The organism is Mycobacterium sp. NGS41 (assembly GCF_059812725.1).
This window is the reverse complement of the sequence record NZ_JCALDF010000011.1, coordinates 57,288-79,124: the sequence shown is the minus strand read 5'-3', so window position 1 is coordinate 79,124 and position 21,837 is coordinate 57,288. Positions and strand designations below refer to the sequence as shown.

Below are 21,837 nucleotides of genomic sequence, written 5' to 3'. Positions count from 1 at the left end.
GTTGCGTCGCACGTAGTCAGAGGTGGCGGTCGACGTCCATCCGCTGGTGTAGGACGCGCACGACATCGATGATGCCTTCAGCAGTGACCCGATTGAACAGCGTGTGTGACCCCGTGGCGAGCTTGCGATAACCGGCGCGGATGTCGTCGCAAGCCCAGCCGATTAGTGGATTCGCTGCGGCACGTTCGATGGCTCGTTGGAGTTCGCGCAGGTATCCCTCGGCCTGGTCGATGCCCCAGCGGTCGTGGGTGTACTCCCAGATCTGCTCCAGGTCCGCTTGGGCGGCAAGCGAGAGAAGGTATCGGCTCACCGCCGGGGCGACTTCTCGGTCCGCTTGCGGTCGAGGAAGGCGTCGAAGTCGAACGGTGTCGAGGTACCGCTGCGTTCGCCGGCGTCGAGGGCGTCGCGTAGTGCCCGCAGCTGGGTCTCGCGGTCCTCGAGCAGTCGCAACGCGGAGCGGACGACGTCACTGGCCGACCGGTAGCGACCCGCGGCGACCTCGCCCTCGATGAAGGCGCTGTAATGCTCGTCGAGGCTGAAGGACGTGTTCTTACCCACCAGCGCATGGTACCAATTATTGGTATTCAGCGCGGCGGACTGTCAATTAGCCCTGTCCCCATTTCCGCGCGCAGGTTGCGCAGTGACGGACAACTTTCACCCATTCCGGGTCGCCGGACACGCGTTTGCGCAAGGAATGGGTGGTCACGTCGCCGCAGCCGGGGCAGGCGCAGCGCGCAACGAGCTCTTCTGGTTCTTGCGACTGCAACAGGTACTTGTTCTCCGCGTCGGAGAACGGCACGATCTCCAACGGTTCGGGCCGCTGGCTGTCGGGTTTTCCGGCGAATCCGGCGACCAATTCGTCCACCCCCGCATAGCACCGCCACGCCAACACCAGCCCGACTACGAACAGCGTCGCCGCCAACGGCCGTCCGCTCGCGACCCAAGCTGCCACGCAGCCCAGCGGTATCAGCAAGGCGGTGACGCCGTTCAGCACAGTGCGGATGCGGTGCTCACGAATAAGCCGGGCTGACTCCAAATCCCAGAGGATGATCCCCCGCTGCCTGTCGGCGATCTCCAAATGAGTGGGGTGGTCTAGGAGGTCCGGGACAGTGGGAACTTCAACAGGCAGATTCCGCAGAATGCCGTCCATCCATCCGATTTGACGGAACACATCAAGCGCCACCAGTCGGGCGTTATCCACAAAAGTGTCGGCCATCAGCGTCACCGTTCCCCTGCGCCGTATTGAGAGTTTATGCCCCGCTCAGTGACGCGCAGAGATACGAACAGGGCCGGGTTGGCGCCCCAAGCCAGCAGACAGCCCGCAAGAGCCTTGGCAGCCCCCTTCAAGGCGCAATCGGCTTTCGGTAGTCAATTTGCTTGTGCCCGTTCGGAACAACGCCGTTCCTTAGGTCACCGCGCCTTCTATTCGGACGATGGTCAGCGGAAACCTCTGGCTAGCTGGTGATTCCAGCCAGTTCATGTGCCACCGCATCGAATGCGCGCAGCGTGTCCAACATGTGCGGCTCATGAGATTCCGGCTGGGTGGATAACTTGGCGGCGACCACCTCCGCGGCCCGGTTGACGTAGATCATCTGACCGCACATGCCAAGGCACAACGCGACATTGCTGCCCGGGTAGGGGAACCACACTTGGTTGCGGTACATCCCGCCGGGCATCTCTGTGTCGTCGGGGCTGGCGGCGAAGGCCTGACGCGAGTCGGGACCGCCGTCGAAAGTGTCGGCGATCCACGCCGCCGGCACCACCTGCTGCCCGGTCAACGAGACACCGTCGTGCAAGAACAGCGACCCGAACCGGACCATGTCGGTCAGGCAGGCGCTGATACCGCCGTCGAATAGTCCGGTGCCCGCTGCGTCTACGCCGATGGTGGCATCGCATTGGGCGCCGATGCGGCTCCACAGCAGTTCCGACATCAGTTCGGGCATCCGCTGGCCGCCTGCGACCTCGCAGATCCAGCCGAGTACGTCGGTTTCACACGAGCGATACTCGAACGGGCCGCCGTGAGCCGACTTCTGCCGCAAGGTCAACAAGAACTCACGCAGCGTGGCGGGGACGTCCGGACTGCGCCTGGGTGCCCACCCGAGCGCCTGCTCGAGGACGTGTATCTCCGCGGTCGGGTCGAGGTAATTTTCTGAGAAGGCGATACCCGACCTCATGTCCAGCAGGTGGCGCACGGTCGCACCGGCGTAGCCGCAATTCGCCAGGGCGGGAACGTATGTCGTGACCGGCGCGTCCAGCTCGATGGCGCCGGCCCCGTGCAGCGCGCCTACCACGGCTGCCACCAGCGACTTGCTCACCGAGAACAGCAGGTGCCGGGTTTGGGCCTCCATGCCGTCGAGGTATTCCTCGGCCACCATCGAACCGCGGTAGGCGACGGCCCACCCGTCGGTAGCGGTAGTGGCCATCACCGCGCCAACGGTGGTGGCCGCCCCGTCAGTGCTGGTCACCGCGATCTCGGCCAGCGGAGCACTGGCTGCCGGCAACGCCGCGGCCGGCCCGGGCCCGCGCGAGATTGTCGCGGTCGGCACGAAGTCTTCGACGTGCTGAAACGACCAATGCGAATGTGGCGCCGACAGCCAGTTGTCCAGGGAGATACCGGCGGGGCCGCTCACGCTCGTGCTACGAGCCGCGAGACGATAGGCGTCGCCGGCGCCAGGGGTGTCGAGGCGAACTTCGCCTTGATGCCTTTGACCCAGCGCCGGCAGCGCTCGGTGAGCTGGTAGTCATCGGTCTGCAGGTGCCCGCGGGTGACCAGCACGCCGAGTTGTGCACCCTCGCAACGTAAGTCACCGGGTGCGGCGACACGCATGTAGAACGCCTCGGACCCGTCGAGCAGCGTGGCCCAGTCATTGGCGGGGCGCGCAAAGGAGACACGCCCGTCGTCGTCGATGCGCCACACACCGGTGCGCGGCGTCGCGGTGAAAAGCTCGACATCGTGCGAGGTTTCACTGATTATCAGCTGACCCCAAACCTCGTCCTCGCCGTAGCCCCGCTCCCACCGCGCATTGATCTCGTCGATGTCGAGCTCGTACTCCACGTCCATGTACTCAAGCAGGTGGAAGAGGAACAGCGGCATGTCGGCGTAGGCCTCGGTGGTCAAGTTCGTCATCGGGCTCGCACCGCTCAACCGCGGATTCACCTCGCCGAGGTAAATCTCGTCGGAATCCAGGTCGTGTAACAGGTCCACCTCGAAGTAGCCGCGGTATCCCTCGCGGCGCAGGACGTCGCCCAGCTTTCCCACTATCTGCCGCGCGACGCGCGTCTGTGCGGGCGGCAGCACCTCGCGCCAGATGTCATTGCCACACCAGCCACCCTTCCGCGAAGTCAGCTCGGGATATCCGACCAGGCTCGTCATCGCGGGTCCGATCACGGTGCCGTGTCGGGTAACGGTGCCCTCAAGGCACACCTCGACATTGCGGATGCGCTTCATCACTTTGACTTCCTGCCCGGCCAGGTCACCGGCGTGATCGTCCCAGTCGCGCTGACCGCGCACGAAGAACACCGCGCTGCCGGCGTCGCCATAGGCGGCCACGACGACGAGGTCATCTCCCAGTTCGGCGCTTTGCGCGAGCGCCGAGAGCTCCTCGTAGGAGCCGACGCGCCCGATCGCGTGCGGCACGCTCGGCACGCCCGCCTCGTCGGCCAGGCGCGTCATGACGAGCTTGGAGCCCAGGCGATGGCGCAGCTCAGCCGGGGGGTGCATGACCTCGAGGCCCGCATCGTGCGCGAGGGCCTGGGTTTTCTCGTCGAGCATCACAAAGCAGGCCTTGCCACCGGGTCCTCGGCCCGCGATGAACTCGAGTGTCTCGGGATCGCGCAGCAGGTGGTTGCACACATCTCCCATGGAGTCGAAATCAATGCGGTCGCGACGCCGGGGCACGAACACGCGCGAATGTATGCCCTCGAAAGAGTCAAAGTACGTCAGGTAGAAGAAGTTTCGTACCCAGCGGTCGATGCCCAGCAGATTGAACGGGGTCGGCGAGATGAAGTACAGCGGCACGGTGTTGGTGTGAAAGAACGCGCGTACGTCGGAGATGCCGTTCAACACGCGGCGGGGCTCGGGCTCAGATACCTCCATGCCGCAAGTGTGCACCTGCCTGTGGCCGTGTGGAAGTCGTGCAGCGCCCTCGGCCGAACCTCTCAGGCACCGACAAGGTGGCGACCGCCTCCACCAAGGTGGAGGAGCGCGCCAACAGCACTTAGCGAGAACGCTGGACGCGGCTTCAGGTGCCGCCGATGTCCCCCGCGTCGGGCGGTGCCATCAGCGAAGCCTTTTGGAGCGGTCCGGTAGCCCATCTCGGTGGCGTTGATCTCGGCAAAGAAAGGGTCGTCACTGGTCTGCGTCCACGCAGCACCAGTCAGTGCAGCCGATGGAAGCTGCGGTGCGGCGACTCGCGGGGGTGTGCCGAATGGGGTCATTTCGTGAACTCGGAACATTGCACCCTCCTTGGTGTCGATTCGCGTGAGAACAGCGTCCGACGTGGGCGTTGGCGAATTCTTGGAAGATTCTTGGAAGATCACCAGGCGAGTCGCGGCGGCTTCGAGCTGGCTTGGCTGCCCGTGCACCGGGCGTATGGCCCGAAGTGCCCTCGCGGTCGCCAGGCACAACCGCGACGTATACGCCGACGCTGCCCCCGTTGGATGCCAAGAATCTTTTAAGGATGCGTCAAGGGCCGTTAGCAATTCTTTACGACAGCACCACCACACCTACACATCCAAGGAGTAACCCAAATGATCACCAACCGCGTTCGCACCATCGTCCGCACCGCCGTCGGCTCGACTCTGGTTGCCTCGGCCCTCGGCTTTTCGGCCATCGGGCTGTCCAGCATCGCCAACGCCGCCCCGACCGACAACGCGCCGAAAGCCGTGTACTGCCAGGTCTACCGCAACGGCGTGCCGGTCTACTGGTACTGGGGTCCCTGCCGCTAACCCTGCAATAACCCCACGAATTGGACCCAGCCGATCGGCTGGGTCCTTTTCGTGTGAGGCCAGCCGGTTCAGCCGATGGAGACCAGGTGATCGAAGCCGACGAGCGCGACGGTCTCGGGAAGGCGGCGGATTGCGCCGTTCTGGGCCCACTGCCCCTCGGGTATCTCGTGAATGACGCATGACGTGACCACCATCCGGTCGGTGTCGCCGCCCGTGGCCAGCTGCGCAGCGTCTTGGAGTTCGCGCGCGAACCGTTCCTTGCGTGCCCCATCGAGGACTCCGGCGCTCACCTGCCAATCGATGAACACTCCCGCAACCGCCGCCTCAGCCTGGGCGCCGCCGGAGTAGAAACATCCCGTCGCCAGCTCCTGGAAAAGCACCAACGCACGCATGCGGCTTTGGGGCTGATCGGGAACCGATTCGGCACGGCAGCCGGCCTCGGTCAGTGCGATGGCAAGACGCTCCTTCTGCGTCTCGTCAAATGCGCCTGGTGTCAGGGTTACTCGCGTCAACGGCATGGTGTTTCCTCCGGCGGTCTATTGAACAACTCGTTCCCCAATGTCGTCCCGGCGGGCGCTGCACACCAGTGGCAGGAACGACAATTTTCTTGCATAATTTGCCACATGATCGGGATCGACGTTCTGGTGATGGACGAAGCTAGCGCGAGCGCGGTGGGCACCACGATCGACGTTGTCTCCGCGGCGAATCGCATCGTCGGCACTTCCACCTTCGATCTGCGCTTCGTATCACCGCAGAGCCGAGTTACCTTGCGGGGCGGTCTGATTGCGACGGCACAACCGCTGGGACGCGCGAAACCACGTGACGTCGTCGTCATACCCGGCCTGGGAGCGGCCACCGCAGCAGAGATCTCCCACCGCCTGAGCGCCGCCGACATCGCCCAAGCCGGCGCCTGGCTGGTGCGCGCGAATGCCCGCGGCGCCGACATCGCCGCCTCGTGCACCGCCGTGTTCGTTCTCGGTGCGGCCGGTCTGCTACACCAGCGGCGCTGTGTCACCACATGGTGGCTCGGCGCGGAGCTCGCCCAGGTTGTGCCCACAGCCCGCGTCGTCATCGACGAAATGGTGATACGTGACGGGCCGATCTGGACGGCGGGAAGCGCCTTTGCGCACATCGACCTGATGCTGGCGGTCATGCGTCATCTGGGCGGGGCGGTGTTGACCGACGAACTGGCCAACCGCCTCGTGGCCGACCAGCGCACGTCGCAAGCGAGCTTCTTGATTCCCTCGCATCTGGCGGCTCGCGACGACACGGTGGCGGCGCTGGAATCCTTTGTGCGGTCCCATTTAGACCAACTGCACACGCTGGAGTCGTTGGCTCATCGGTGCGGCGTCAGCCCACGGACACTGGCACGGCGAACGAGGAATGCGGTTGGTCTCAGTCCCCTGCAACTCGTGCAGCGCGTGCGCCTTGAGCGCACGCTGCATCTACTGCGAACGACCCGAATGTCGCTTGAGGAGATCGCTGCCGCAGTTGGGCTGGGCGATCCGGCGACGCTGCACCGGCTGGTGAAGAAGCACACCGGTCGATCGCCGGGCGCGCTGCGTCCGGGCACTGCGGCGAAAACGGCGTAACGGCCTTTCGGGTTTCGGCAGACTCCGCTAGATATCCGATGACCCCGCAGAGCTAGCTGCGCTCATTTTGCGCTTCTAACTCCGACTCCGACGTGTACTCCCAGACCAGCTCGCCGCTTCCGGACATCCTCGGGTTGCACGTCAAGGAGTGCCCAATCGCGTCCTGCGTGGTCGCGTGCTCCGCGGAGCACGTCTCACCGCGTACCGGAGCTTCGAGATACAGGACACCGATCCCCACCGCAGCGAGTGCCATCGCAACAAATGAGACCATCGCCAACCGGAGGTAGGCAGCCTTCTTACTGATGGTGGTTGACTCTGCCGCGGTGGTCACAATTGGTCCTCGTATCGCGTGGCCGGCTGCTCGGCCAAACTACGTCAATTCTCGGCGCGAGGCCTTGAAGGATTTGCCCATTATGCTCCCAAATCCCAAGACAGCGGGGGAAATCGTGGAGGCGCGGCAACCGTCAGCCGGACGCCGGCTCACCCGCCCGCCGCAGCATCATTTCGGCGTGCTTGAGCACCGGAGAGTCGACCATTTGCCCCTCGAAGGCAAATACGCCGCGCTCGGTCTTCGCCGCTGCCAAAACCCTTCGCGCCCAGTCGAGCTTCTCCTCGCTCGGGCGATACGCCTCACGCACCACCGGTATCTGACTCGGGTGAATGCACACCGTCGCGTCGAAACCGATCGCCACGGCGTCGTCGGCCTCGGCGCGCAGACCCGTGATGTCCTTGATGTCCAAATGCACGGCGTCCAGCGCGATCCGGCCGAATGCGGACGCCGCAAGCAGCACCGTCGACCGTGCGTGGCGAGCAACATCCCGATAACTGCCGTCGGCCTGCCGGCTGGAGCTGCCACCAAGGGAAGCGACCAGGTCCTCGGCTCCCCACATCATCCCGACCGTGTCCAAAGCCCCAGCGATTTCGGCGGCGAACACGACCCCGCGCGGGGTCTCCACCAGCGCGATCACGTCGCGTGGCGCCAGCGCGGTCACCTGTGCAGCCGACTCGGTCTTCGAGAGCATCACCGTGGTGTAGGGGGTATCCGCCAGCGCTTGCAGGTCACGGGCGTGCTCTTCGGTGTCAGCGGCGTTGACGCGCACCACGGTGCGTTCGGGGTCCAGCGGCGTGTCCTGCAATGCCTTGCGCGCGGCGGCCTTATCCGCTTCGGCCACGCCGTCTTCGAGGTCGAGAATGACCACATCGGCGGCCGCGGCGGCCTTCGCGAACCGTTCGGGGCGATCGGCGGGGCAGAACAGCCAGCCCGGGCCGGCGGCACGCAGGTTCACGGGGTAGCCCCTTCACTCGGCCGCTTTTGCACCAGCGTGGTCCTCACCGCGCGGGCAACGACGTCGCCATTTTGATTGCGCGCGGTGTGCTCGAGGGTGACGATGCCTTCGCCGGGCCTGCTCCGCGATTCCCGCTTGCCGGTGCATACGGTCTCGGCGTACAGCGTGTCGCCGTGAAAGAGCGGTTTGGGAAATGACACCTCGGAGAAGCCGAGATTGGCCACGATGGTGCCCAGCGTCAGCTGCGCAACCGAAAGCCCGACCAGCGTGGAGAGGGTGAACATCGAGTTCACCAGCCGCTCGCCCCGAAAGCCCGGCTGCTCAGCAGCCCAGGCGGCATCAAGATGCAGCGATTGGGTGTTCATCGTCAACGTGGTGAACAAGACGTTGTCCGCTTCGGTGACCGTGCGGCCGGGCCGGTGCAGGTACGTCGTGCCGATCTCGAACTCGTCAAACCACAAGCCCCGCTGGACAACTAACTTTCCCCCACCGACTGCGGATTCCGCGACGCGACCCGCCGACGTGGCGTCGCCAGATTCACTTTCGCCGGCCGGTCTGCTCACGACAGCCCCAGCGATCGTGCGATGAGCATCAGCTGCACCTCGGTGGTGCCCTCGCCGATTTCCAGGATCTTACTGTCGCGGTAGTGCCGGGCCACCGGATACTCGTTCATGAAGCCGTAGCCGCCGTGGATCTGGGTGGCGTCGCGGGCGTTGTCCATCGCCGCCTCCGAGGAGACCATCTTCGCGATCGCGGCCTCCTTCTTGAACGGCTTGCCCGCCAACATCTTTGCCGCTGCTTCGTAGTAAGCGGTGCGGGCGACGTGTGCGCGCGCCTCCATCCGGGCGATCTTGAAGCTGATCGCCTGATAGGAGCCGATCGGCTGACCGAATGACTGGCGCTCCTTGGCGTACTTGACGCTCTCGTCGACGCAGCCCTGCGCGGCTCCGGTGGCCAGTGCGGCAATCGCGATGCGGCCCTCGTCCAGGATGGACAAGAAGTTGGCGTAGCCGCTGCCGCGCGGTCCCAGCAGGTTTTCCTCTGGCACCCGTGCGTCGGCGAAGGTCAGCGGGTGGGTGTCCGACGCATTCCACCCGACCTTGCTGTAGACCGGTTCGACAGTGAATCCCGGTGTGCCGTTGGGCACGATGATCGTCGAGATCTCTTTCTTGTCGTCCGCGATACTTCCGGTCACCGCCGTGACGGTAACCAGCGACGTGATGTCGGTGCCCGAGTTGGTGATGAATTGCTTGGTGCCGTTGACAACCCACTCACCGCCTTCCAGGCGCGCGGTGGTGCGGGTGCCGCCGGCGTCCGAGCCGGCCCCCGGTTCGGTCAGCCCGAAACCGGCAAGCGCCCGTCCGGCGATCAGGTCCGGCAGCCATTTCTGCTTCTGCTCCTCGGTGCCGAAGCGATAGATCGGCATCGCGCCGAGGCCGGTGGCAGCCTCTAGCGTGATCGCCACCGACTGGTCGACCTTGCCGAGTTCCTCGAGCGCGAGCGCCAGCGCGAAGTAGTCGCCGCCCATGCCGCCGTACTCCTCCGGGAACGGCAGGCCGAACAGCCCCATCTCGCCCATCTTGGCCACGACTTCGTACGGAAAGCTATGCTCCTCATCGTGTTTGGCCGACACCGGCGCGACCACGGTGCGCGCGAAGTCAGCCACCGTGTTGCGAAGATCCTCATACTCTTTGGATAGCGTCCCGGCCGGGATGGTTGTCGTCATGTTGCCTGATCCTCTTCTGTCGAATCTGGGACCAACCGGGCCAGCACCTGGTCCACCGTCACTTGATCCCCCACGGACACCAAAACCTCCGCTCGCCCCGAAACCGGCGCGGTGAGTGAGTGTTCCATCTTCATCGCCTCCACGACCACCACCACGTCACCCTCAACCACGTCCTCGCCGGAATTGACTTGCACCGCGATCACACTGCCGGGCATGGGGCTGACGACCTCGGCGGTCCGCTCCCCCGTCGCGCGGTGAATCTTCTGCTCCTCGGCCTCGCGGATATGCCAGGTCCCCCGCTCGTCGGCGATCCAGAGATGCCGGTCGGCCTCGGCCCACCGGTACTCACGTCGCACCCCATCCAGCGTCACGTTCATTCGGTCGTGCTCGACTTGCACACTTGCGGAAAGGATCTCGCCATCGCCGACCTGTACCGTGGCCGTGTCCGGCGGGCCCCACACCGAAACCGTCTCGGTACGCAGCGGGGTTTGCATCGCGGTGCGCACCGGGGCGGTCGCGCCGCCGACTCGCCACCCGGTCGGCGCAGCCCACAGGGTGTCCGAGCCACGGCGGGCCCGTTGCGCCAGCACCCATTGGACATACAGACCCCCGGCGGCGAACACATCGTCGGGCGCCGGCCACGGTGCGAAGTCGGCCAGCCGCTCGTCCAGCAGCGCCGTGTCCAGGTCGCCGGCGCGTACGCGGTCGTCATCGAGCAGGAACCGCAGGAACTCGACGTTGGTCTGCACGCCCAGGACGGCGGTCTGCGCGAGCGCGTGGTCGAGGCGTGCCAGCGCCTGTTCGCGGTCTTCGCCGTGTGCGATCACCTTGCTCAGCATGGGGTCGTAATCGCTGCCGACCACCGTGCCCGCCAGCAGCGACGAATCCACCCGCACGCCGGCGCCGGACGGCTCGCACACGTCCAGCACCCGGCCGCCGGTGGGCAGGAATCCCCGGGCCGGATCCTCCGCGTACACCCGGGCCTCGATCGCGTGGCCGTCGAGCTCGATGTCGTCCTGAGCGAACGGCAGCTTTTCGCCGGCGGCCACTCGCAGCTGCCACTCGACGAGATCCAAACCCGTGATCGCCTCGGTGACCGGATGTTCCACCTGCAGGCGGGTGTTCATCTCCATGAAGAAGAACTCGTCCGGGCGATCGGCGGAGACGATGAACTCCACCGTGCCGGCACCGACGTAGTCGACGCTGCGGGCGGTGTTGCAGGCCGCTGCCCCGATTCGAGCCCGAGTCTGCGGGTCGAGCAGCAGTGAGGGCGCCTCTTCGATCACCTTCTGATGACGTCGTTGCAGGCTGCACTCTCGCTCGCCGAGATGCAGCACGTTCCCACGCGTGTCGGCGAGCACCTGAACCTCGATATGCCTGGGCCGCAGCACAAACCGTTCCAGGAACAGCGTGTCGTCGCCGAACGACGAGGCCGCCTCCCGCCGGGCGCTGACCAAGGCGTCACGCAACCGGGCGGGATCCTCCACCATCCGCATGCCCTTGCCACCGCCGCCGGCGGACGGCTTGATCAGCACCGGGTAGCCGACATCGTCTGCGGCGACAACGAGTTCGTCGTCGGTCAATCCAGGTTTGGCTACTCCGGGCACCACCGGCACGTCGAAGGCGGCGACAGCGTTCTTGGCGGTGATCTTGTCGCCCATCACCTCGATCGCACGAGCCGGCGGTCCCAAAAACACCACGCCGGCACGTTCACACGCCGCTGCGAAATCGGCGTTCTCGGAAAGGAACCCGTAGCCCGGATGGATCGCCTGGGCGCCGGTACGCGTCGCGGCGGCGATCACCTTGTCGATGGAAAGGTAGCTTTCGCGGGCGGCCGCGGGTCCCAGCCGGACGGCCGTATCCGCCTCGAGCACATGCCGAGCCGCGGCGTCTGGGTCACCGTAGACGGCGACCGACCGGATGCCCAGCCGGCGCAGAGTCCGGATCACCCGCACCGCGATTTCACCGCGATTGGCCACTAGTACCGTGTCGAACATCTCGTCACATCCGGAAAACGCCATAGGAGACAGATTCCAGCGGAGCGTGAGCGCATACCGAAAGAGCAAGCCCGACACACGTTCTGGTATCGGCCGGGTCGATGATGCCGTCGTCCCACAGGCGGGCCGTCGAATAGTACGGGCTGCCCTGGTCCTCGTACTGCGCACGGATGGGCGCCTTGAACGCGTCCTCTTCGTCGGCTGTCCAGGGCTTGCCGGCCGCCGACAGCTGCTCACCGCGCACGGTAGCCAACACCGACGCAGCCTGCTCGCCGCCCATCACCGAGATCCGCGCATTCGGCCACATCCACAAGAAGCGGGGCGAGTAGGCTCGTCCGCACATCGAATAGTTGCCCGCGCCATAGGATCCGCCGATCACCACGGTCAGCTTCGGCACGCGGGCGCAGGCCACCGCGGTGACCATCTTGGCGCCATGTTTGGCGATGCCGCCGGCCTCGTAGTCGCGGCCGACCATGAAGCCGGCGATGTTCTGTAAAAACAGCAGCGGGACCTTGCGCTTGTCGCACAGCTCGATGAAATGGGCGCCCTTCAAAGCGGATTCGCCGAAGAGCACGCCGTTGTTGGCGACGATCCCGACGGGATGGCCGTGGATACGCGCGAAGGCGGTCACCAGCGTCTTACCGTAATTGGCCTTGAACTCGCTGAATTCGCCGCCGTCGACCAGTCGCACCACGACCTCGTGCACGTCGTAGGGCACCCGCGGATCGGGAGGCACAACGTCGTAGAGCTCGCTTTGCGAGTGCTTGGGCTCTTCGGGGCGCGCCACGTCCCATTGGGCGGGTCCGCGCGGCCCGAAGGTAGCCGCGATCGAGCGAACGATCCGCAATGCGTGCTCGTCGTCGTCGGCGAGGTGATCGGTGACGCCCGACACCCGGGAGTGCAGGTCACCGCCGCCGAGTTCCTCGGCCGTGACGACCTCGCCGGTCGCGGCCTTGACCAGCGGCGGACCACCGAGGAAGATCGTGCCCTGCTCGCGGACGATGACGGCCTCGTCGCTCATCGCGGGCACGTAGGCGCCCCCGGCCGTGCAGGAGCCGAGCACCGCCGCCACCTGCGGAATTCCCTTGGCGCTCATGGTCGCCTGGTTGTAGAAGATCCGCCCGAAGTGCTCGCGGTCGGGAAACACCTCATCTTGGCGCGGCAGAAAAGCGCCGCCGGAGTCGACCAGGTAGATGCACGGCAGCCGATTCTGCAGCGCGACTTCCTGCGCGCGCAGGTGCTTCTTGACCGTCATCGGGTAGTAGGTACCGCCCTTGACCGTGGCGTCGTTGGCGACGATGACGCACTCGCGCTGCGACACCCGGCCGATGCCGGTGATGATGCCGGCTCCGGGCGACTCGTCGTCGTACATGCCGCCGGCCGCCAGCGGCGCCAACTCCAGAAACGCGCTGCCCGGATCGAGCAGGCGGTCGACCCGTTCACGCGGCAGCAGCTTGCCGCGGCTGACGTGACGTTCCCGCGCACGCTCGTTACCGCCGAGAGCCGCGGCGGCCAGCTTGGCGTTCAACTCCTGCACCAGCCGGCGGTGCTCATCGGCGAACGACGGCGCAGTCGTAACCGTCGTCACCGCGTGTCCACTCTAATCGCAAGGGGCGGTTGGGTCTTCGCGACCACTTCTTCGACGGAAACGTCGGGGGCGGTCTCGATCAGGTGCAGACCGTCGTCGCAGACATCGATGACCGCGAGTTCGGTCACGATGCGGTTCACACAGGCCACACCGGTCAGCGGCAGGGTGCACCGTTCGAGGATCTTCGGGCTGCCGTCCTTGGCGGCGTGCTCCATCATCACGATCACTTTGCGGGCGCCGTGCACCAAATCCATCGCGCCGCCCATGCCCTTGACCATCTTGCCCGGGATCATCCAGTTGGCGAGATCACCCGCGACCGAAACCTGCATGGCCCCAAGCACAGCCACGTCCAGATGCCCGCCGCGGATGATGCCGAACGATGCCGACGAACCGAAGAACGCGGCACCCGGCAACGTGGTGACCGTCTCCTTGCCCGCATTGATCAGATCGGCGTCGAGGTCCTCGCGCCTCGGATAGGGACCGACACCGAGGATCCCGTTCTCCGAATGCAATACGACGTGCACGCCGTCGGGAATGTGGTTCGGGATCAGCGTGGGCATCCCGATGCCGAGGTTGACGTACTGACCGTCCTCGAAGTCCGCAGCCACCCGCGCGGCCATGCCTTCCCTCGTCCAGCTCACCGCACCGTCTCCTTCGCTGCACGGGCCGAACGTGACGCTGCCGTCACGCTCGGCGGGGCATGGTCACTCGGCCAACTCATCACCGCACCGTCTCCTTCTCGATCCGCTTGGCAGGATTGGGCACGTGCACGACACGCTGCACGAAGACACCGGGAGTGTGCACCGTCGCGGGATCGATCTCCCCGGGCTCGACGAGGTGTTCCACTTCGGCGATCGTGATCCGTCCGGCCGGGGCGCATTCTGGGTTGAAATTGCCCGCGGCGTAGCGGTATACCAGGTTGCCGTGCCGGTCGCCCTTCCAGGCATGCACCAGCGCGAAGTCGGTGCGTATCCCCCGTTCGAGAACATAGGTGACACCGTCGAACTCGCGAGTCTCCTTGGGAGGCGACATCACAGCCGCCGTACCCGACGCGTCATAGCGCCACGGGAGTCCGCCGTCGGCGATCTGGGTGCCGACCCCGGCCGGAGTGTAAAAGGCCGGTATGCCCATGCCTCCGGCGCGCAACCGCTCGGCCAAGGTGCCCTGCGGAGTCAGCTCCACCTCGAGCTCGCCGGACAGGAACTGACGGGCGAACTCTTTGTTCTCGCCCACATAGGAAGAAATGGTGCGACGAATCCTCTTGTGCTGCAACAGCACCCCCAGCCCCACGCCGTCGACGCCGCAATTGTTCGACACCGTCTCGAGGTCGGTGACGCCGCAGTCGGCCAACGCGGCGATCAGCGCTTCGGGGATGCCGCAGAGGCCGAACCCTCCTACCGCCAGGGACGACCCGTCGGTTATGTCCGCGACCGCGTCCGCAGCGGTCGCTACCACCTTGTCCATTACCGCAAAGCCTCCCGGTTCAGTTAATCTTCATTAACTGGAGCTGAGGATACCATCGCCCGCTCGGTGCGTCCAGGGAAGCCGAAGTACCACGCGGGTGCTCATTGCTGGCCGCGCAGATACTCTATTGCCCGTTCACGCATCTCCACTTTGCGGACCTTGCCGGTGACGGTCATCGGGAATTCGTCGACAATCCACAGGTACCGCGGGATCTTGAAGTGCGCGATCTGGCCCACGCAGAAGTCACGCAGCCGCTCGACGGTCAATCCGGCAACCCCGTCGCCCAGCTTGACCACCGCCATGAGCTCCTCGCCGTACCTCGCGTCGGGTACCCCGATGACCTGAGCTTCCACGATGTCGGGGTGGGTGTACAGAAACTCCTCGACCTCGCGCGGAGAGATGTTTTCACCGCCGCGGATGACGATGTCCTTGATCCGGCCCATGATCTGGACGTACCCGCACCCGTCCATTTCGGCGAGATCTCCGGTGTGCATCCAGCCGTCGGCGTCGATCACCTCGGCGGTCTTGCCTGGCTCGTTCCAATAGCCGGCCATCACGGAATAGCCCCGAGTGCAGAACTCTCCGGGCACGCCGCGGGGAACGGTCTCGCCGCTGCCCGGGTCGATCACTTTGATTTCCAGGTGCGGACCCACCCGGCCGACCGTGCCGACGCGCCGCTCCAGGGAATCGTCCGTACGCGTCTGGGTAGACACCGGCGATGTTTCGGTCATGCCGTAGCAGATCGAGATTCCCGACATGTGCATGCGGTCGATCACCTTGCGCATCACCTCGACCGGGCACGACGAACCCGCCATGATTCCGGTTCGCAAGCTGGCGAGCTGGTAGTCCGCGAACTCCGGCAGGCCGAGCTCGGCGATGAACATCGTCGGCACGCCGTAGAGACTGGTACAGCGCTCAGCCTGCACGGCCCGCAGGGTGGCGGCAGGCTCGAAGCCGGGAGCCGGAATCACCATGCAGGCGCCGTGGCTGACGGCCGCCAAATTGCCCATCACCATGCCGAAGCAGTGATAGAAGGGCACCGGGATACAGATCCGATCCTCTTCGGTGTACTCGAGCAGCTCGCCCACCAGATAGCCGTTGTTGAGGATGTTACGGTGGCTCAGCGTCGCACCCTTTGGGGAACCCGTTGTGCCAGAGGTGTATTGGATGTTGATGGGATCGCCACTGTCCAGGGTCGCCGCGATATTCGTCAGCGCGGTCGGGTCCGGCTCGGTCGCGGTCAACTCTGCCCAGCGATCACTCTCCATCAGCACCACGTCGCGCAGATCCGGGCAACGCGGAGTGACCTCGGCCAGCATGGCGGCGTAGTCCGTGGACTTGAAACTGGGCGCGGCGATCACCATCGCTACCCCGGATTGCCTTAGCGCATACTCCAATTCGCGGGCTTGGTAGGCGGGGTTGATGGATACCAGAATCGCGCCGATCTCGGCGGTCGCGTACTGGACGAGCACCCACTCCCAGCGGTTCGGCGCCCAGATACCGACCCGGTCGCCGGTGGTGATCCCCGCCCCCAACAGCCCTGTCGCCAGTCGGCGTACATCGGCGAGCAGTTCGGCGTAGGTCCACCGGCGACCCGCCCAGACGTCGACGAGTGCGTCGCGGTGCGCGAATTCGGTAGCGGTGTCAGCGAAATTGGCGCCAATTGTCGTGTCGAGCAGCGGAGGTTGGCTCGGGCCCCGGTCATAGGACAGCGGGTCGCGGGCGTGGGGTCCTGCGCCTGCCACTGCTCCTCCGCCTGACGCTTACCGTGCGACAATTTCGAGTTAATCGCACATAACTCGTGCTACGTTAGTGGCGATTAACCGAACTGTCCAGGACGAGTTGGACGGAGGCCGATTGTGACAGCGTCCGCCCCAAACGGCCGGAACGGCTCCGCCGAAATCCCGAATCGGCGCAGCCAATTGAAGTCCGACCGGCGCCTGCAGCTGCTGTCGGCCGCCGAACGGCTCTTCGCCGAACGCGGATTTCTCGCCGTGCGGCTGGAAGACATCGGCGCCGCGGCCGGTGTCAGCGGTCCCGCCATCTACCGGCACTTTCCCAACAAGGAGTCGCTGCTGGTCGAGCTGTTGGTCGGCATCAGCGCGCGGCTACTCGCCGGTGCCCGTGATGTGACAGCCGGTAACCCTGACGCTGCCACGGCGTTGGACGGCCTCATCGACTTTCACCTCGACTTTGCCCTGGGCGAACCCGACCTCATCCGGATCCAGGACCGCGACCTCGCCCACCTTCCCGCAGCAGCGCAGCGACAGGTGCGCAAGGCCCAACGGCAGTACGTCGAGATCTGGGTGGGCGTGCTGCGCGAGCTGAACCCCGAGCTGGCCGAAGCCGATGCCCGGCTGATGGCGCACGCCACGTTCGGATTGCTGAACTCGACGCCACACAGCATGAAATCGGCCGACACCAAACCGACGGGCGCGCTGCGTTCGCGCGCCGTCATGCGCGCGATGACGGTAGCCGCACTGGCGGGCGGTGATCAGTAGGCCGGCCGATCGGTCCCGGCGGCAGGATTCGAGAAAGCGCCACTGCGCGGGGCCCGGGTACCCTGCAATCCATGAGGTGGACATGACCGATCCACGTCGGCCGGACTCGTTAAGTCCCTCTCGAACGGGGTCTGAAGCGAACGACCTCCACGACCAGCCCTACGTCGACCCTGCCTATGCGGACCAGGCGCCGTATGCACAGTCCTACGCGGGCCCGGCTTCCCCCTGGGCGCCGAATCACGAGACGAATCCGACCCTCGAGTTACCCGCGTACTGGCAGGAAGAGCAGGCGCTATCCAAGGGACTCCCGCGCGAAGAGCTGGCACCCCCGCTGCCGGAAGGGCCGAAGTCACCGCGTTGGTTGTGGTTCTTCGCAGGCGCCGCGGTGATGCTGGTCGTCGGCCTGGTCATCGCATTGGTCCTGGCCAATGGCGCGGTCAGAACCCAGACTGCGGTCCCGCCATTACCGGCCATGCCCGAGTCGAGTTCGACAGCACCCTCAGGTTCGACGGGGCCGTCGACCTCGCGCTACCCGCGGCCTGCGCTCCCGCCCACGGGGTCCGGGACACCGACCCAGACGACCGGTCCCGCCACCATGCAAAGCGTCGTCTACAACGTCATCGGAGAAGGCCGGGCTCTCAGCATCACCTATCTGGACACCGGAAACGTGATGCAGACGGAGTTCAATGTGGCGCTACCGTGGAGCAAAGAGGTCAGCCTGGCAAAGTCGGCCGTTCAACCGCCAATCGTCACGATCATCAACATCGGCCACAGTGTCACCTGCTCGCTCACTGTCGCCGGGGTACAGGTACGTCAGCGTGAAGGTATGGGACTGACAGTCTGCAACGCCCCGCCGGGTTAAAGCCGCTCGCCGACCGCGACGCGACGCGGTGGAACCCGAACCACCAGCATCCCCAGGATGCCGGCGAACAGGACCACCGAGATGCCACCCAAACCGGCGCGCACGGTGCCGAAGACGTCGACGAACACCGAGAACAGCCACGGCGCCACAAAGGCCACCGCGCGCCCGGTCATCGTGTATAGGCCGAAGGCCACCCCCTCCTTGCCCTCGTTCGCCATGTGCAACAGCAAGGCGCGCGACGACGACTGCGTCGGTCCGATGAACAGGCACAACAGCAGTCCCCCTACCCAGAAGGCCGTAGGACCGGACAGCCCGATCAGGGTGACCGCCACGCACAGGATCATGAGCAGCGACCCGATGATGACCGGTTTGGATCCGATCCGGTGGTCGAGGAAGCCTCCAAGCACCGCCCCCACGGCGGCCACCACCAGGGCCGCGACACCGAATATCAGCACGTTGGCCGGCGAGATGCCGTAAACGTTGACGCCCAGCACCCCGCCGAAGAGGAAGATCGTCGACAACCCGTCCCGGAAGAGCGCGCTGGCGACCAGAAAGAAGACCAGGTTGCGGTCGCGTTGCCACTCCGCGCTGACTTCCCGCCACAGCTTGCGGTAGCCGCCCAACATGCTCGTTTGGTGCGACACCTCGTTGGCGTCGAGCAATCGGTGTGCGACCAACAGCAATGGCAGGGCCAAGACGGCCAGCCATGCGGCGGCCAGCAGCATCGCCGTCCGGACATGGAGCCCGTCCTGGACCGGCAGATGCAGCAGCCCGCGCTCGTCGCCGGTTCCGGAAATGAATCCGAAGAAAACGAGCAACAGCAGCAGGACACTGCCGAAATAGCCCGCGGCATAACCGAAGCCGGAGATCCGGCCTGATGTCGCCGGCGTCGAGAGCTGGCGCAGCATCGCGTTATACGGGACGCTGGCCAGGTCGCCGCACGCCGCGCTCCCTTCCAACAACACAAGCCCGACCCAAAAGTAGGCGGGCTGGGCGCGGATCACATACATCGCGCTGGCCAGTGCCACCGCCATGCCGGTCAACACGCTGAGCGCCACCCGCCGGCGATGCGGGGACTCCACCCATACGCCGACGGCCGGCGCCAGCACTGCAACGGTCAACCCGGCGACCGCCGCGGCACGGCCCAACCAGCTCTCCGGCGCGGTACCGCCGGAGATGCCCACGCCCACTGTCTTGGTCAGGTAGACGGCGAACACGAACGTCGCCACGATCGCGTTCAGACCGGTCGACCCGCAGTCCCACAGCGCCCACGCAGCTACCCGAGATCGCACGATCGCGCCCGAAGCCGGCGTCGGCTGACCCATGCCCGGCACTCTATTGGTCGGGCATACGACCCGCTGCGCCCGGCTACGCCTGCGCCGACAGCGCCGAAACTGCGGTGAGGGCGTCGTCTCGTGGCGCAGAGTAGCCTTGGGCGCAGTCTCGATGGTTCGGAAGGGAACCCTGTCTACGATTGGCGCATGCCGTTACCCGCTCCCAGTCCCGAGGCGCGTGCCGTTGTCACCGGAGCTTCGCAAAACATCGGCGAAGCGCTGGCCACCGAACTTGCCGCCCGCGGACACAGCCTGATCGTCACCGCGCGACGCGAGGACGTGCTCACCGAGCTGGCCGCACGGCTGGTCGACAAATACCGCGTGGCCGTAGAAGTACGACCAGCCGACCTGGCCGATCCGGAGGAGCGGGCGAAGCTGTGCGACGAGTTGGCCAACCGACCCGTCTCGATCCTGTGCGCCAACGCGGGTACCGCGACTTTCGGTCCGGTTGCGGGCCTCGACCCCGCCGGCGAAAAGGCTCAGGTACAGCTGAATGCCGTAGCGGTGCACGATCTTACGCTGGCGGTACTGCCGGGAATGATCGAGCGCAAGGCCGGCGGAATCTTGATTTCCGGTTCGGCGGCAGGCAATTCGCCGATTCCCTACAACGCCACCTATGCCGCGACGAAAGCGTTTGCTAATACGTTTAGTGAGTCGCTGCGCGGCGAACTGCGCGGCTCCGGTGTGCACGTCACGCTGCTGGCGCCTGGCCCTGTGCGCACCGAACTCCCCGATGAGTCAGAAGCCACGCTGGTCGAAAGGCTGGTGCCCGACTTCCTGTGGATCTCGACCGAGCACACCGCCCGGCTGTCACTGGATGCGTTGGAGCGCAACAAGATGCGCGTCGTCCCGGGCCTGACGTCGAAAGCCATGTCCGTGGCAAGCCAGTACGCTCCGCGTGCCATCGTGGCACCGATTGTGGGCAGCTTCTACAAGAAGCTCGGCGGCTAGCCGGCCGTCACTTCCGGCGGCGCCGTCCGGTGCCGAAGATGTTGCGGGTGATCTCGCGCACGCCGGTGTTGATGGCGCTTTTCACGGTCGGGTCGTGCAACACCTGCTCGAAAATGCTGGGGCTCTTTTTCCCAGCCGGCGCCGGCATTGGCGGCACCTCGCCGTCCGCCGGCACTGGCGGAGAGTCGGCACCGTCCGCCGAGTCGGGTGGCCCGGCGGCCTGCTTGGCGCGCAGCATCTCGTAGGCCGAGTCCCGGTCGACGGTCTGGCCGTATTTGGCCTGCAACGGGCTATCCTGAGCCGCCGCGCCGACCGCGTCGGTGCCGATGGCGGCCATCAACGATCGCGGCACCCGCATCCGGGTCCAGGCCACCGGCGTGGGCGCGCCCTTCTCCGACAGCACGGTGACGACGGCCTCGCCGATACCCAACGACGTCAGCGCGGACTCCAGGTCGTAGACATCGGTTTTCGGATACGTGCGCACCGTCTTGCTCAGTGCCTTCTGGTCGTCGGGGGTGAACGCGCGCAAGGCGTGCTGCACCCGGGCGCCCAGTTGGGACAGCACATCGTTGGGCAGGTCCGTCGGCAGCTGGGTGCAGAAGAACACCCCGACGCCCTTGGAGCGAATCAGCTTGACGGTTTGCTCGACCTGCTCGAGGAACGCCTTCGACGCGTCGGTGAACAGCAGGTGCGCCTCGTCGAAGAAGAACACCAGCTTGGGCTTGTCCACGTCACCCACCTCGGGCAGGTGCTGGAACAAGTCGGCCAGCACCCACATCAGGAAGGTGGAAAACAGCACCGGCCGCAGCGTCTGGCCGCTGAACTCGAGCAGCGAGATGATGCCGCGGCCCTGGTCGTCGACGCGCAGCAGATCATCGGGGTCGAGCTCCGGCTCGCCGAAGAAGGTGTCGGCGCCCTCGGATTCCAGGTTGACCAATGTCCGCAGGATCACGCCGGCGGTCGTAGACGAGACTGCGCCGATGGTTTTCAACTCGGCCTTGCCCTCGTCGCTGATGAGGAAGCTGATGACCTCGCGTAGGTCCTTCAGATCCAGCAGCGGAAGGCTCTTCTGGTCGGCGTAGTGGAAGATCAGTCCCAGCGTGGATTCCTGACTTGCATTCAGCCCCAATACCTTTGACAGCAGGATCGGGCCGAAGCTGGAGATGGTCGCGCGCACCGGGACGCCGACGCCGGCGGTGCCCAGCGACAAAAACTCCACCGGGAACCCAGTGCCCGTCCAACTGTCCCCGGTGTCCTTCGCGCGCGCGGCGGTCCTGTCGTTTTCCTCCCCTGGCCGCGCCAGACCGGACAGGTCGCCCTTGACGTCGGCCATCAATACCGCCACACCTGCGGCGCTGAGCTGCTCCGCGATCAGCTGCAGCGTCTTGGTCTTGCCGGTTCCGGTGGCTCCGGCCACCAGGCCGTGCCTGTTCACGGTGGCCAGCGGAATACGGATCTGAGCACTCGGGTCGGCCTCGCCGTCTACGACGACCGTTCCCAATTCCAGGGCCTGGCCTGTTACGGCATAGCCCGCCGCGATCCGCTTGGCAGGCCCGTCAGCCGTCGATTCGGTGCTCATCGTGGCACGT

General features: G+C 65.7%; 22 protein-coding genes. 5 read left to right on the top strand and 17 right to left on the bottom strand.

The window, feature by feature from the left end:
• Window positions 1-16 precede the first annotated feature (16 nt).
• From AC5Y21_RS12810 to AC5Y21_RS12790, 5 genes are all read right to left on the bottom strand, one after another.
• The gene (locus AC5Y21_RS12810; RefSeq protein ID WP_499912794.1) at window positions 17-310 is read right to left on the bottom strand and encodes a type II toxin-antitoxin system RelE/ParE family toxin; all 294 of its coding nucleotides are present in this window, start codon (window positions 308-310) and stop codon (window positions 17-19) included.
• Entirely contained in the window at window positions 307-558 is a 252-nt protein-coding gene (locus tag AC5Y21_RS12805) for a type II toxin-antitoxin system ParD family antitoxin (RefSeq protein ID WP_499912792.1), read from the bottom strand. The genes AC5Y21_RS12810 and AC5Y21_RS12805 overlap by 4 nt, the downstream gene beginning before the upstream one ends.
• 46 nt (window positions 559-604) lie before the next feature.
• On the bottom strand, window positions 605-1,216 hold the full coding sequence (locus tag AC5Y21_RS12800; RefSeq protein WP_499912790.1) for a hypothetical protein: 612 nt from the start codon (window positions 1,214-1,216) through the stop codon (window positions 605-607).
• A 238-nt stretch (window positions 1,217-1,454) separates the two neighbouring features.
• On the bottom strand, window positions 1,455-2,630 hold the full coding sequence (locus AC5Y21_RS12795; RefSeq protein ID WP_499912788.1) for a serine hydrolase domain-containing protein: 1,176 nt from the start codon (window positions 2,628-2,630) through the stop codon (window positions 1,455-1,457).
• Window positions 2,627-4,096 (bottom strand): biotin carboxylase, encoded by a 1,470-nt coding sequence (locus AC5Y21_RS12790; protein WP_499912786.1) that lies wholly within the window; start codon window positions 4,094-4,096, stop codon window positions 2,627-2,629. Before AC5Y21_RS12790 ends, AC5Y21_RS12795 begins: the two co-directional genes overlap by 4 nt.
• 653 nt (window positions 4,097-4,749) lie before the next feature.
• Here AC5Y21_RS12790 and AC5Y21_RS12785 point away from each other — a divergent pair.
• A complete protein-coding gene (locus tag AC5Y21_RS12785) occupies window positions 4,750-4,947 on the top strand; it encodes a hypothetical protein (RefSeq protein ID WP_499912784.1) in 198 nt (65 codons plus the stop codon).
• A gap of 68 nt (window positions 4,948-5,015) precedes the next feature.
• Here the strand turns inward: AC5Y21_RS12785 and AC5Y21_RS12780 are convergent, their stop codons facing one another.
• Window positions 5,016-5,465 carry a hypothetical protein gene (locus tag AC5Y21_RS12780; RefSeq protein WP_499912783.1) on the bottom strand — a complete coding sequence of 150 codons (450 nt, stop codon included), beginning with the start codon at window positions 5,463-5,465 and terminating at the stop codon, window positions 5,016-5,018.
• Window positions 5,466-5,570: 105 nt separating this feature from the next.
• Between AC5Y21_RS12780 and AC5Y21_RS12775 the strand changes: the two genes are divergently transcribed.
• On the top strand, window positions 5,571-6,539 hold the full coding sequence (locus AC5Y21_RS12775; RefSeq protein ID WP_499912781.1) for a GlxA family transcriptional regulator: 969 nt from the start codon (window positions 5,571-5,573) through the stop codon (window positions 6,537-6,539).
• Between the two features lie 52 nt (window positions 6,540-6,591).
• Here the strand turns inward: AC5Y21_RS12775 and AC5Y21_RS12770 are convergent, their stop codons facing one another.
• The 9 genes from AC5Y21_RS12770 to AC5Y21_RS12730 form a co-directional block, all read right to left on the bottom strand.
• Window positions 6,592-6,870 carry a hypothetical protein gene (locus AC5Y21_RS12770; protein ID WP_499912779.1) on the bottom strand — a complete coding sequence of 93 codons (279 nt, stop codon included), beginning with the start codon at window positions 6,868-6,870 and terminating at the stop codon, window positions 6,592-6,594.
• Between the two features lie 133 nt (window positions 6,871-7,003).
• Window positions 7,004-7,825, bottom strand: a complete 822-nt coding sequence (locus tag AC5Y21_RS12765; protein ID WP_499912777.1) for an HpcH/HpaI aldolase/citrate lyase family protein — start codon at window positions 7,823-7,825, stop codon at window positions 7,004-7,006.
• On the bottom strand, window positions 7,822-8,388 hold the full coding sequence (locus AC5Y21_RS12760) for a MaoC family dehydratase (protein WP_499912775.1): 567 nt from the start codon (window positions 8,386-8,388) through the stop codon (window positions 7,822-7,824). The genes AC5Y21_RS12765 and AC5Y21_RS12760 overlap by 4 nt, the downstream gene beginning before the upstream one ends.
• Entirely contained in the window at window positions 8,385-9,551 is a 1,167-nt protein-coding gene (locus tag AC5Y21_RS12755) for an acyl-CoA dehydrogenase family protein (protein ID WP_499912773.1), read from the bottom strand. Before AC5Y21_RS12755 ends, AC5Y21_RS12760 begins: the two co-directional genes overlap by 4 nt.
• The gene (locus AC5Y21_RS12750; RefSeq protein ID WP_499912883.1) at window positions 9,548-11,548 is read right to left on the bottom strand and encodes an acetyl/propionyl/methylcrotonyl-CoA carboxylase subunit alpha; all 2,001 of its coding nucleotides are present in this window, start codon (window positions 11,546-11,548) and stop codon (window positions 9,548-9,550) included. The genes AC5Y21_RS12755 and AC5Y21_RS12750 overlap by 4 nt, the downstream gene beginning before the upstream one ends.
• Before the next feature lie 4 nt (window positions 11,549-11,552).
• Window positions 11,553-13,136, bottom strand: coding sequence for a carboxyl transferase domain-containing protein (locus AC5Y21_RS12745; RefSeq protein ID WP_499912771.1), 1,584 nt, complete (start codon window positions 13,134-13,136; stop codon window positions 11,553-11,555).
• Window positions 13,133-13,777: a CoA transferase subunit B gene (locus tag AC5Y21_RS12740; protein WP_499912769.1), complete on the bottom strand. Its 645-nt coding sequence runs from the start codon at window positions 13,775-13,777 to the stop codon at window positions 13,133-13,135. The genes AC5Y21_RS12745 and AC5Y21_RS12740 overlap by 4 nt, the downstream gene beginning before the upstream one ends.
• 79 nt (window positions 13,778-13,856) lie before the next feature.
• Window positions 13,857-14,600, bottom strand: a complete 744-nt coding sequence (locus AC5Y21_RS12735; protein WP_499912767.1) for a CoA transferase subunit A — start codon at window positions 14,598-14,600, stop codon at window positions 13,857-13,859.
• A gap of 101 nt (window positions 14,601-14,701) precedes the next feature.
• Window positions 14,702-16,345, bottom strand: coding sequence for an AMP-binding protein (locus AC5Y21_RS12730; RefSeq protein WP_499912765.1), 1,644 nt, complete (start codon window positions 16,343-16,345; stop codon window positions 14,702-14,704).
• Window positions 16,346-16,459: 114 nt separating this feature from the next.
• On the opposite strand from AC5Y21_RS12730, the gene AC5Y21_RS12725 reads away from it, so the two are divergent.
• Window positions 16,460-17,101 carry an SACE_7040 family transcriptional regulator gene (locus AC5Y21_RS12725; RefSeq protein WP_499912763.1) on the top strand — a complete coding sequence of 214 codons (642 nt, stop codon included), beginning with the start codon at window positions 16,460-16,462 and terminating at the stop codon, window positions 17,099-17,101.
• A gap of 76 nt (window positions 17,102-17,177) precedes the next feature.
• The gene (locus AC5Y21_RS12720; protein WP_499912762.1) at window positions 17,178-17,963 is read left to right on the top strand and encodes an MmpS family transport accessory protein; all 786 of its coding nucleotides are present in this window, start codon (window positions 17,178-17,180) and stop codon (window positions 17,961-17,963) included.
• On the opposite strand, the gene AC5Y21_RS12715 is transcribed toward AC5Y21_RS12720, so the two are convergent.
• Complete coding sequence (locus tag AC5Y21_RS12715) at window positions 17,960-19,288, bottom strand: MFS transporter (protein WP_499912760.1); 1,329 nt, start codon at window positions 19,286-19,288, stop codon at window positions 17,960-17,962. The genes AC5Y21_RS12720 and AC5Y21_RS12715 overlap by 4 nt on opposite strands.
• 156 nt (window positions 19,289-19,444) lie before the next feature.
• On the opposite strand from AC5Y21_RS12715, the gene cmrA reads away from it, so the two are divergent.
• The gene (gene cmrA / locus AC5Y21_RS12710) at window positions 19,445-20,248 is read left to right on the top strand and encodes a mycolate reductase (RefSeq protein ID WP_499912758.1); all 804 of its coding nucleotides are present in this window, start codon (window positions 19,445-19,447) and stop codon (window positions 20,246-20,248) included.
• A gap of 7 nt (window positions 20,249-20,255) precedes the next feature.
• Here cmrA and AC5Y21_RS12705 read toward each other — a convergent pair whose 3' ends face one another.
• Window positions 20,256-21,827, bottom strand: coding sequence for a helicase HerA-like domain-containing protein (locus tag AC5Y21_RS12705; protein WP_499912756.1), 1,572 nt, complete (start codon window positions 21,825-21,827; stop codon window positions 20,256-20,258).
• Window positions 21,828-21,837 lie beyond the last annotated feature (10 nt).

What these genes read in the sequence shown, in the direction of transcription:
- AC5Y21_RS12790 (WP_499912786.1), bottom strand. Translation starts at nt 4,096, where the DNA reads ATGGAGGTATCTGAGCCCGAGCCCCGCCGCGTGTTGAACGGCATCTCC.
- AC5Y21_RS12735 (WP_499912767.1), bottom strand. Translation starts at nt 14,600, where the DNA reads ATGGACAAGGTGGTAGCGACCGCTGCGGACGCGGTCGCGGACATAACC.
- AC5Y21_RS12705 (WP_499912756.1), bottom strand. Translation starts at nt 21,827, where the DNA reads ATGAGCACCGAATCGACGGCTGACGGGCCTGCCAAGCGGATCGCGGCG.
- AC5Y21_RS12775 (WP_499912781.1), top strand. Translation starts at nt 5,571, where the DNA reads ATGATCGGGATCGACGTTCTGGTGATGGACGAAGCTAGCGCGAGCGCG.
- cmrA (WP_499912758.1), top strand. Translation starts at nt 19,445, where the DNA reads ATGCCGTTACCCGCTCCCAGTCCCGAGGCGCGTGCCGTTGTCACCGGA.
- AC5Y21_RS12780 (WP_499912783.1), bottom strand. Translation starts at nt 5,465, where the DNA reads ATGCCGTTGACGCGAGTAACCCTGACACCAGGCGCATTTGACGAGACG.
- AC5Y21_RS12800 (WP_499912790.1), bottom strand. Translation starts at nt 1,216, where the DNA reads ATGGCCGACACTTTTGTGGATAACGCCCGACTGGTGGCGCTTGATGTG.
- AC5Y21_RS12785 (WP_499912784.1), top strand. Translation starts at nt 4,750, where the DNA reads ATGATCACCAACCGCGTTCGCACCATCGTCCGCACCGCCGTCGGCTCG.
- AC5Y21_RS12750 (WP_499912883.1), bottom strand. Translation starts at nt 11,548, where the DNA reads ATGTTCGACACGGTACTAGTGGCCAATCGCGGTGAAATCGCGGTGCGG.
- AC5Y21_RS12755 (WP_499912773.1), bottom strand. Translation starts at nt 9,551, where the DNA reads ATGACGACAACCATCCCGGCCGGGACGCTATCCAAAGAGTATGAGGAT.
- AC5Y21_RS12715 (WP_499912760.1), bottom strand. Translation starts at nt 19,288, where the DNA reads ATGGGTCAGCCGACGCCGGCTTCGGGCGCGATCGTGCGATCTCGGGTA.